The sequence below is a fragment of the Gottfriedia luciferensis genome, from assembly GCF_002156865.1.
GTDB classification, from domain to species: domain Bacteria; phylum Bacillota; class Bacilli; order Bacillales; family Bacillaceae_G; genus Gottfriedia; species Gottfriedia luciferensis.
On the sequence record NZ_NCTA01000070.1, the window covers coordinates 1 to 10,605 of the forward strand.

Annotated in this window: 9 protein-coding genes; 8 read left to right on the forward strand and 1 reads right to left on the reverse strand. The window is 31.0% G+C overall.

The features are described 5' to 3' along the window. Positions 1-237: 237 nt before the first annotated feature. Complete coding sequence (locus tag B7R67_RS21290; protein WP_088073000.1) at positions 238-2,466, reverse strand: alpha-galactosidase; 2,229 nt, start codon at positions 2,464-2,466, stop codon at positions 238-240. 331 nt (positions 2,467-2,797) lie between these two features. Between B7R67_RS21290 and B7R67_RS21295 the strand changes: the two genes are divergently transcribed. The 8 genes from B7R67_RS21295 to B7R67_RS21330 all read left to right on the forward strand — a co-directional run bounded on the left by B7R67_RS21295 (position 2,798) and on the right by B7R67_RS21330 (position 10,372). Next, the gene (locus B7R67_RS21295; protein ID WP_088073001.1) at positions 2,798-4,483 is read left to right on the forward strand and encodes a DUF6044 family protein; all 1,686 of its coding nucleotides are present in this window, start codon (positions 2,798-2,800) and stop codon (positions 4,481-4,483) included. A gap of 24 nt (positions 4,484-4,507) precedes the next feature. Beyond that, positions 4,508-5,506: a glycosyltransferase family 2 protein gene (locus B7R67_RS21300; RefSeq protein ID WP_088073002.1), complete on the forward strand. Its 999-nt coding sequence runs from the start codon at positions 4,508-4,510 to the stop codon at positions 5,504-5,506. A 2-nt stretch (positions 5,507-5,508) separates the two neighbouring features. Further along, positions 5,509-5,946, forward strand: coding sequence for a GtrA family protein (locus tag B7R67_RS21305; RefSeq protein ID WP_088073003.1), 438 nt, complete (start codon positions 5,509-5,511; stop codon positions 5,944-5,946). Between the two features lie 5 nt (positions 5,947-5,951). Next, a complete protein-coding gene (galE, locus tag B7R67_RS21310) occupies positions 5,952-6,962 on the forward strand; it encodes a UDP-glucose 4-epimerase GalE (RefSeq protein WP_088073004.1) in 1,011 nt (336 codons plus the stop codon). Positions 6,963-7,151: 189 nt separating this feature from the next. Continuing rightward, on the forward strand, positions 7,152-7,853 hold the full coding sequence (locus tag B7R67_RS21315; RefSeq protein WP_235822239.1) for a polysaccharide deacetylase family protein: 702 nt from the start codon (positions 7,152-7,154) through the stop codon (positions 7,851-7,853). Positions 7,854-7,872: 19 nt separating this feature from the next. Further along, a complete protein-coding gene (locus B7R67_RS21320) occupies positions 7,873-8,466 on the forward strand; it encodes a DedA family protein (protein ID WP_088073005.1) in 594 nt (197 codons plus the stop codon). Between the two features lie 295 nt (positions 8,467-8,761). After that, entirely contained in the window at positions 8,762-9,898 is a 1,137-nt protein-coding gene (locus B7R67_RS21325) for an MGDG synthase family glycosyltransferase (RefSeq protein ID WP_088073006.1), read from the forward strand. Positions 9,899-10,183: 285 nt separating this feature from the next. Next, positions 10,184-10,372 carry a hypothetical protein gene (locus B7R67_RS21330; RefSeq protein WP_088073007.1) on the forward strand — a complete coding sequence of 63 codons (189 nt, stop codon included), beginning with the start codon at positions 10,184-10,186 and terminating at the stop codon, positions 10,370-10,372. The last annotated feature ends 233 nt before the right edge of the window (positions 10,373-10,605 follow it).

A 10,605-nucleotide genomic window follows, 5' to 3' on the forward strand; every position in this document is an offset into this window, starting at 1 on the left:
AGCCTCCTCGGCAAGCCTGCGGGGTCTCACCCTTCCCGCTACTCCCATAGGAGTCTCCCACCTTCCACTCCAATCAATCTCTTATAAAATTCTATAATTTAATTTTATATAAAATCATTTTGGAAAATGTGTTTTGTAAAATATCAGCATTAATATAAACAGAGTCTTTATTTACAAAGATAAAATCCATTTGAATTAAGTAAAATTTTACTGGCTTGTTTAAATTTTATTTTATCTCTATTTAATACTAACAAGATAAAAGATTTGAGATTGAAAATCACCGGCTCTTTTAGCAATCTTTTTATTTGGTCCATTATATTCAGGTGGTAGTGGGATTCCGTTAAACATTAATTCATTCCCGAAAAAAGTATGATTCGAACCACTTTGAAGATATTTGCGATGTGGGTCTAATCCAGTTAATTTTAATGTTTGAAACTTTTTTGGATTTGGAGTGGCCAGTACTTTATACCAACCAATAATTGATTCACTTTTGTCTTTACTTACGATCATCCAGGCTGCTTCGTTGCCTTTAAAAGGATTAAGTAATCGATAAAAATCTCCATTCCTTATTAATGATTGGTGTTTTTTATAAAACTGTATTTGAGATTTAATTTCTAATTTTTCTTCTTCATTAAGTTTGAAAGGGTTCAATTCATAGCCAAATGTTCCAAAAAACGCAACATTTGCTCTTATAGACAATGGGGTAGATCGCCGAGTTTGATGATTTGGTGAAGCAGATACATGCGAACCGATAGATGAAATCGGATATGGAAGTGATGTACCATATTGTATTTTGATTCGTTCGATTGGATCTGTATTATCACTTGCCCATGCTTGTGGAGCAAAATACAATAAACCGGGGTCAAAACGGCCACCGCCGCCAGCACAGGATTCGAATAAAACATTTGGAAATTGTTGTATCAATCTTTCATATAAATCATAAACACCTAGAATATATCGATGATAAAATTCATCCTGTTGGTCATTCGCTAACTCATTTGAATATGCTTCTGTAATATATCGATTCATATCCCATTTTATATAATCTAAATTGGTATTTTTTATTATTTTGGCCATTCGATTATAGATTTCTACAACAATTTCTTCCCTAGAAAAATCTAAAACTAGTTGATTCCTTCCAAGAGAGACTGGTCTATTTGGCGTACTTATAATCCAATCAGGGTGTTCTTTAAATAAATTGCTGATCGGACTAACCATTTCAGGCTCAAACCAAAGACCGAATTTTAAACCTAATTCATGAATTTGATTCGCAAAATGATTAATTCCATAAGGGAATTTATCAGTATTTGAATACCAATCCCCAAGAGATGTTAAAGCATTATTCCTTTTACCGAACCAACCATCATCTAAAACAAATAATTCAATACCGAGATCTTTTGCTTCTTTTGCTATTTCAATAAGAGTTTTTTCATCGAAATTAAAATAGGTAGCCTCCCAATTATTAATTAAAACTGGACGGTCTGCATTCTTCCATTTTCCACGGATTAAATGATTACGATATAAATCATGATATGTCTGACTCATTCCATTCAAACCTTCTTCTGAATAGACCATTACAACTTCAGGCGATTGGAAATGCTCATTTTCCGATAACTTCCATGTAAATCGAAATGGATGAATTCCGATTGTAATTCTTGTTGTATCAAATTGATCGACCTCTGCTTGGGCAATGAAATTAGAGCTATAAACAAAATTGAAACTATACACTTCTCCATGACATTCAGTAGTTTCTTTTCTTCTAAGGGCTATAAACGGGTTATGCTGATGGGAACTTGAGCCGCGTATACTCGAAATACTTTGGGTCCCCATTTCTAATGGCCGTTCTTTAATATGTCTTTCTCTAGCCCATGCGCCACTAAGCTGTAGCATAATGAAATCATGATCAGGTAAATCAATGGCAGCACTCATAAATCGTTCTAGGTAAAATGGTTGGGATCCTTGATTACAAATATATGCACTCCTAGTTATAGCAGATAAATCTTTAAAAATTGTATAACATAGGACAAGTTCAGCGTTAAGTAATGAATCTTCTAGTACAATTTGGATCGTTTCAGCATCTTCTTCATTTTCTGTATAAGTGGCTGGTAAACCATGTAAAAGTGGTTTTCCTTTTGTAATTGAATAGTATTTATAGATGAAATTTGTAATATGACTTCCATCAAGCTGACGGATACTAAGTGCCGGTTCACGATAGTCAGATGTCCCAAAAATAGGATATTCCTGCCTTAACGTTTCAAGACTATATGACCGATCGCCAAAAAAATAAGAAGTATACGTTGTCGGAGAGTGATCATTCTGAAGTTGAGAAAAATCTGAGTGAATATCAATTGCCTTCCCAAAATATAATGACCCTAGATGGCCGTTCCTCATTACGTAAAATAAATAACTTATTTTTCCATTTGTAAGATGAAACTGTTTTTTTTCTTCATCCACAAAAATAAGCATAAGAACACCCCAAAGAATTAAATTTAATATTTTCCTATTAATTGTGACAAATTAAGTTTGAAAGATAACTTTGTCAAATTGTTATGTTACATATCATTAAAAAATTAATCTATTTTACTTAATTTAAAAAAATAGATAAAAAATTAAATGAAATTTTATCCTAATTTTCATCTGAATTTCATTTAAGAATTTTATGATGAAATGAACAAGTTTTATTTTTATAGGTTGAGTGCATTGGAATATAAGTAAGATTTTCTGAAAATCGTTTTTGTAAGTGTAAGAATCAGTTAACTAAAAATGAAATATGTAATTGTAAAGTGGTGTAACAAATATGAAATTGTATACAAGTTGGAGTCAGGAAAAAAAGCATTTAGTATTTGCGATCATTTTAATGATTATCTATCTTTCTCCTTTATACATATTGGGAGAAAACGCACATATAAGAGTTCATGATAATTTAGATTCAAATATTGCATGGTATAGAACTCTTAAAAATTCTGGGAAATTGTTTGGTAGTATAAATTCTACAGTTCCACAAATAATAAATGGATTACCAAGAAATGCATATGGAACAGAATTTAGCGGCATTCAGTGGCTAAATAATTTGTTTCCACCAATGCTTGCTTATTCACTTGCACAAACAATCACAAGAGTTTTTGCATTTTTAGGGATGTATTTGTTATTAAAAAAACATTTTGTCACATCAAAAGAAAATTACCTAATTAGGGTATGGGTTTCACTAGCATTTGCACTAACTCCATTTTGGCCATCAGGGATGTTAAGTACATTGGGGATGCCATTAGCTCTTTGGGCATTTTTGAATATTAGAAGTGGAAAATATAATTGGAAAGATTGGCTCACTCTAATTTTATTACCTTTCTATTCTAGTTTTGTATTAGGATTTTTTTTCTTTTTAACATTTATGGGTTTTCTATGGCTAAGAGATGTCATTGTAAAAAAGAAACTCAATTTCGTTTTCTTTTTAAGTATTTTATTAATGACTTTTGTGTATTTAGGAATAGAGTATAGACTTGTTTATTCATTAGTTATTCCAACAGAACCAACTAGTCGAAATGAATTTGTAAGCTCAACATTAGGTTTTTGGCGTACGGTTCGATTAGTGTTTAAGAACTACTTTTTAGGACATACTCATGTATTGACCCTTCACACTCTAGTCATTGTACCTTTATCTTTTATTACCATTTGGACATTAAGAAATAAAAAGAGAAATTTGAATGAGCAAAGATATTATTATCTATTTTTCCTAAACTTTTTATTATCTGTTTGGTATGCATTTTGGTTTTATAAAGGGTGGAAGCCATTAAAAGAACAGTATCAGCTATTAAACACATTTAATTTTGCTAGATTTCATTTTTTAAGGCCATTAATTATTTACATGATGTTTGCAGTTGGTGGTTATCTTTTATGGATAAAAGGAAAAGGTTGGCAAAAATTTGTAAAAATATGTCTAGCTGTTCAAGTTATTGTTATGTTTTGTGCAAATGACGAAATCGTTTATCGAGTTGCTGGTAAACCATCTTTTAAACAATTTTATGCAATAAATCAATTTACAGAAATTGAAAAATATATAGGTAAACCAAAAAACAGCTACCGGGTTGCGAGTATAGGGATTCACCCAGCAATTGCGCAGTATAACGGATTTTACACGCTTGATACTTATAATAATTTTTATTCTTTAAAGTATAAGCATCAATTTAGAAAGATTATTGCTCCAGAACTAGCGAAAAGTCCTTTGCTTGAAAATTACTTCGATCATTGGGGTGGAAGATGCTATATTTTTGTCGCAGAACTAGGGAAGAAATATGAATTTAAAAAGGACTCGGATGTGAGAATTCATAATTTACAACTTAATCTAGAAGAGTTTAAGCAGATGGGCGGACAATATATCTTTTCTGCCGTACCGATCGATCATCCACAAAGGACTGGACTCGATTTGAAGAAAATCTTTGATGATAAAAATTCAGCATGGCGCATTTATCTTTATGAAGTAAAATAACGACTGAAATGGAAGGTATTGTATATGAAAACACCTTTACTAACAATTGTTGTACCTTGTTACAATGAGCAGGAAGTTTTTGAGGAAACTTCTAAACAACTTACTCTTTTATTAGAAGATTTAATAGATGATAGTCTGATTTCAGATGATAGTAAAATCCTATTTGTAGATGATGGAAGTAAGGACGAAACATGGAAATTAATCGAAAATGAAAGTAATGAAAATTGTTATGTAAAAGGACTAAAGCTAGCAAAAAATGTAGGACATCAGAATGCTCTGATTGCAGGACTTGAAGTAGCTACAAAGCATTCAGATTGTGTCGTTTCAATTGATGCAGATTTACAAGATGATATAAATGTCATTCGTACATTTGTAGAAAAGTATATTGAAGGTTTCGATATTGTCTATGGCGTAAGAGATAGTAGAGAAACGGATACATTTTTTAAACGTTCTACTGCCCTTGGTTTCTATCGATTCATGGGGAAAATAGGGATTAATTTAGTTCCAAATCATGCAGATTTCAGACTAATGAGTAAGCGAGCTTTAGAAGAATTATTTAAATATAAAGAGACAAATTTATTCCTAAGAGGACTAGTTCCACTCGTCGGTTTTCCAACGACTAAGGTCTACTATGACCGAAAAGAAAGATTAGCAGGTGAATCTAAATATCCATTAAAAAAGATGATTTCCTTTGCATTTGACGGCATAACATCTTTTAGTATAGCTCCTATTCGATTCGTTACATTCTTAGGATTTTTATCGATCATATTTAGTTTAATAGCTGGTGGATATGCAATTGTACAGCACATTTTAGGGAATACAATTGTTGGGTGGCCATCTTTAATGGTATCAATTTGGTTTGTTGGTGGAATTCAATTAATGGGAATCGGGATTATTGGTGAATATATAGGAAAAATTTACCACGAAGTTAAAAAGCGACCAAGATATGCAATTGAAACAGATCTTTATTCAATTAACAATTCGATCGAGCTTTTAAATGAAGTTGTTCATAAAAAGGTTTAAAGATGAATAGAACGTTTATCCGTTTCATTGCTGTAGGTGTTGCAAATACAATTGTAGGTTTATTATCAATTTATCTACTGCTCCATTTAGTTGGATTGTCATATTGGTGGTCCACATTTTTAGGAAATGCGATTGGGGCTTGTATCAGTTTTATTTTGAATCGTAATTTTACATTTAAAAGTCATGGTTCAGTTACTAAAAGTATACCGTTGTTTATACTTGTCATTTTAGTTTGCTATTTCATTTCTTATAATCTTGGAGCAAAAATTATAGATTACTCTTTAGCTAACCAAAACTTACTACCTGACAAATTTAAAACAGATTTAGCTGTTTTGTTTAGTTCAGGTTTATACACCATATTAAATTATTTTGGTCAAAAATTGTTTGTTTTCAAAAATAAAAAGATTGTTGAAAAACAAATCAATAATGAAAGAGTGTGATCTATTTGAACATTTTAGTTTTAGGTGGGGCAGGTTATATAGGTTCTCATGCGGTATACAATTTGATCGATAACGGTTTTAACGTTGTCATCGTTGATAATTTAAAAACTGGAAATAAGGGTGCAATCCATTCCAAAGCAAAGTTTTATGATGGTGATATACGAAATAAGAATTTTTTAAAGACCGTTTTCAAAAATGAAAAGATTGATGGAGTTATCCATTTTGCTGCAAATAGTCTTGTTGGTGAATCAATGCAAAAACCGTTAGAGTATTTTAGCAATAATGTATTTGGAACGCATGTATTATTAGAAGTAATGAATGAGTTCAATGTTAAAAATATAGTTTTTTCATCTTCAGCTGCAGTATATGGGGAGCCTGAAGTAGTTCCTATTTTTGAAGATTTTAGTACAATTCCGACAAACACATATGGTGAAACAAAGTTAATGATGGAAAAGATGATGAAATGGAGCAGTTTAGCATATGGCATTAACTATGTGTCACTTAGATACTTTAATGTTGCTGGAGCAAGAAGTAATGCTGAAATTGGAGAAGATCATTCTCCAGAGACTCATTTAATTCCTTTAATTTTAAAAGTAGCTTTAAATCAAATGAAAGAAATCACTATATATGGAAATGATTATGATACTTACGACGGGACTTGTATTAGAGATTATATCCATGTTGAAGATTTAGTAGATGCTCATCTATTAGCACTTAACTATCTTTATAGTGGAGGGAAAAGTGATACTTTTAACCTTGGAAATAACAGAGGATATTCAGTACTTGAGATTATTGAAGCAGTTCGTCGAGTAACGAAGCATCAAATTCCTTTTAAAATCGGCACTAGAAGAGCTGGTGATCCAAGTATTCTAATTGCATCTAATGAAAAAGCAAAAAAAATATTAGGTTGGACTGTAAAACATGAAGAGATTGATTCAATCATAAATGATGCATGGAATTGGCATAAGTTAAATCCAACCGGCTTTAAGAAAAATTTAACGAGCCAATTTAATTAATCATTACATTATTTATGAAGGCCATTTAATTGAAAATGTAGAATTTAACTAAAATAGGGTTTGAGATTAATCGTTGAGACAGCAGTTTTAATACTGTGTCTAAGTTTTCTTTTACTAACGAGTGAAAATCTTGAAATCCAAAAAATAAAAGAGTGATCTCTTCGTAAAATTGAAAGGAAAGTATGAAACGTGTTTAAAATAATATTTACTCTTTCCGTTTGTTTCCTTTTATTATTTCTTATTTATTCCATACTCCCAACAGTTCTAATTCGTTTAAGTGGGAATGGTATTTCAAAAAGACTTAATAACTCAAATGGAATTGCATTAACTTTTGATGATGGTCCAAATCCTAAGTATACAATCCAGTTACTTGATTTGTTAAAAAGATATGATATTAAAGCTACTTTTTTCGTGGTCGGTCAAAAAGTATTACAACATCCAGAAATTATAAAGCGGATGAAAAGCGAAGGACATAAGATAGGAATTCATCATTTTGAACATATCTCAAGTTGGATTCTTTCACCTTTTCATTTAATGAAATCGGTAAAAATGACAGAAAAAGCAATTGAAGAATGTACTAATGAAAAAGTATCCTTGTACAGACCGCCTTGGGGTCATTTTAATCTTTTCACACCATTCATTTGCAAAAAATATAAGGTAGTAATGTGGTCGTATATATTTGGCGATTGGAAAGTAGAAAGGTGTAAGAATAATCTATTGGACCAATTGCGCATGGTTACTGACGATGGGTCTATTTTACTTCTTCATGATTGTGGTAAGACATGGGGGGCAGATGAATTAGCTCCCCAATTTATGCTTGAGGCATTAGAAATCTTCATTGAAGAAAGAATGAAAGAAGGTACTATTTTTATACCTGTGAATGAAAATTAATTAATTATTTGAGGTTAGTATGAACATTGAAACAATATCTCATTACATTGATTTATATGGATATATTATTATTTTCATTTTTTTATTTTGTGGGATTGTAGGTATTCCCGCACCAGAAGAATCACTTTTGTTTCTTATGGGAATGTTAATTTGGCATAACCAACTTACATTCGGAATGACGTTAATTGCTTCAATTTCAGGAGCTTTTATTGGCATGATCACAGCATATGTTTGCGGAAAATTTTTAGCAAATTCGCTTATTAAAAATTACGGTAAATATATCGGAATTACTTCTGAACGCTTAGGGAAAGTGAAGGATAAATATTCGGGAAATGTGCATAAAACAATTATATTAGGTTTTTTCATGCCTGGAATAAGACAATTAAGTCCTTACGTAGCTGGGATTACAAATGTACCATTTCTAACTTTTACAATCTTTTCGCTAATCGGTACTTTATTATGGACAATCCCATTCATAATGGGTGGCTACTATTTAGGTAAGAAATTTAATATTGACCCTAAGTATGTACCATATTTAGGGATCGCATTACTAGTCGTTTTTCTAATCGTTGCTACTTTTAAATCTATTAGGAAAAAACGAAAAAAACATTAAATCCCTTAAAAAACAAATTATAAAGTAGCTTTAAATTAATTTTAATACCGAATATTTCAATGGACTGAAATAAAAGGCCCTTTTTTTAGATTGTTGCATTATGTATTTTACTAAAAAGTTGATTGGAATAAAGTGTTAATGCCTTAAACTAACAGGAGCAAACGTGGCGAGTAAGTTAAATCCTAAGCCTTGTCTTTAAAAGCACTCTAGGCGAATCAACTGACACGATTCAAATAGCAACAATAATACATTAGCTTAATTAATAATAATGGGTTTTTTAAAGGAGTTAATTAATATGAAAAAGATTCTTTTTTTCCCTCTTTTACGAATGCCATCAGGACATCATCAAGTCGCAGATGCTTTAATCGATATGATCAAAAAACAAACAAATGATATTGTATTAAAAAAAATTGATTTGTTAAGTTATACAAATAAACCATTGGAAAAAATGATTACTGGTAGCTATTTAAATTGGATTCGATATGCTCCAGTTACTTATAACTATTTTTATAAAAACTTTTTTTATGATGAGACTCCAAGAGATAACACATTTAAATGGTCTAATCATATTTTTCAGAAGAAAATGGAGCAAATATTAATAAGAGAAAAACCAAATTTAGTTATTTGTACACACGGTTTTCCTTCGAAAATATTAAGTCAATTAAAAGTAAAAGGTAAGAGTAATGTACCAGTTATAAATGTATATACAGATTTCTTTATTAATTCGGTGTGGGGATTAGAGGGAATCAACTATCATTTCCTTCCCAGTCAGGAAGTCAAAGATTTATTAGATAGGAAATATGCCATATCTAAACATAAAATGATTGTAACTGGAATTCCGATTCATCAAGATATTAAAAATAATACAGCATTTCATCCTAAAAATGTTCGTCCAAAAATATTAATATCTGGAGGAAATAGTGGTTTAGGAGGAATAATTAAATTATTAGACAAGCTAAAACAGTCGAGTAGTTTAGACTACCTAGTTCTTTGTGGTAAAAACCGTAAACTGTATAAAGAAATCACTTCATGGAATATAGAAAATATTAAGCCAATACCTTATATTACTTCAAGATCGGAAATGAATTCATTGTACGATGAGGTTGATGCGATTATTACGAAGCCTGGAGGTGTAACGATTAGTGAAGCAATTCAAAAGAGACTTCCAATATTCGTCCATTCTTCACTTCCGGGACAAGAAGAAATCAATTTAAACTATTTAAAAAATAAAGAGCTGATCTTTCCAATTGATTTAAAGGAATCGATTGAACAGCAAATTTTAAAAATAATGAATGATGATTGGAAAATCAGTCAGTGGAAAAAATCGCTAAACTTGTATTTAGAAGGATTAGAAAAACAAAATCCACAAAATATTGTTGATTTTATTACAGGGGTACTTAAAGTTAAATTTAATTTGAGTGTAGGAAACTAATCCTAAATAAGTCAGTGTGCATCGAGAAAATCGAATCATACTGGCTTATTTTATTTTAAAATTTAGTTCAAAAATTAGGTTAGATAAATGTAAACGATTACCAACTTTACTACATTAGAATTCAAGCTTTTTCCGTAATCGTTTACATGGGAAATGTAAAAAAAAACCATTTGACGACTATATTTGTACATGATAAAGTTGTTTTTACGTTTAAAAACGAACGTCAAACCACGACTAGTTGTCTTGGTTTTTTTATATGAAAAAAGATCGAAAGGAGAAAACAAAATGAAAAGAATTATTTTATCAATGGTGGTTGCATGTGGTTTATCTATTTTACTGACTGGGTACGAAACGAATATGTCAGATGCTAATAAAAAGATATCAATGTTTAATCAAACAGAAGTTCAAAATGTGTTAACAAATTCGGTAGCATCTAACAATTCTCAACCAATTGTATGGAATCAAGTACGCTAAGTTTAGGAAAAACAAAAAGTAGTGGGCTAGGATTTAGGTAAATTCTTTCCTGCTTTTTTTATTTTTTGCTCTGTTAATGTTAAATATTGATATTTTACAAAACACATTTTCCATAATGATTTTATATAAAGTTATATTATAGAATTTTATAAGAGATTGATTGGAGTGGAATGTGGGAGACTCCTATGGGAGTAGCGGGAAGGGTGAGACCCCGCAGGCTTGCCGAGGAGGCT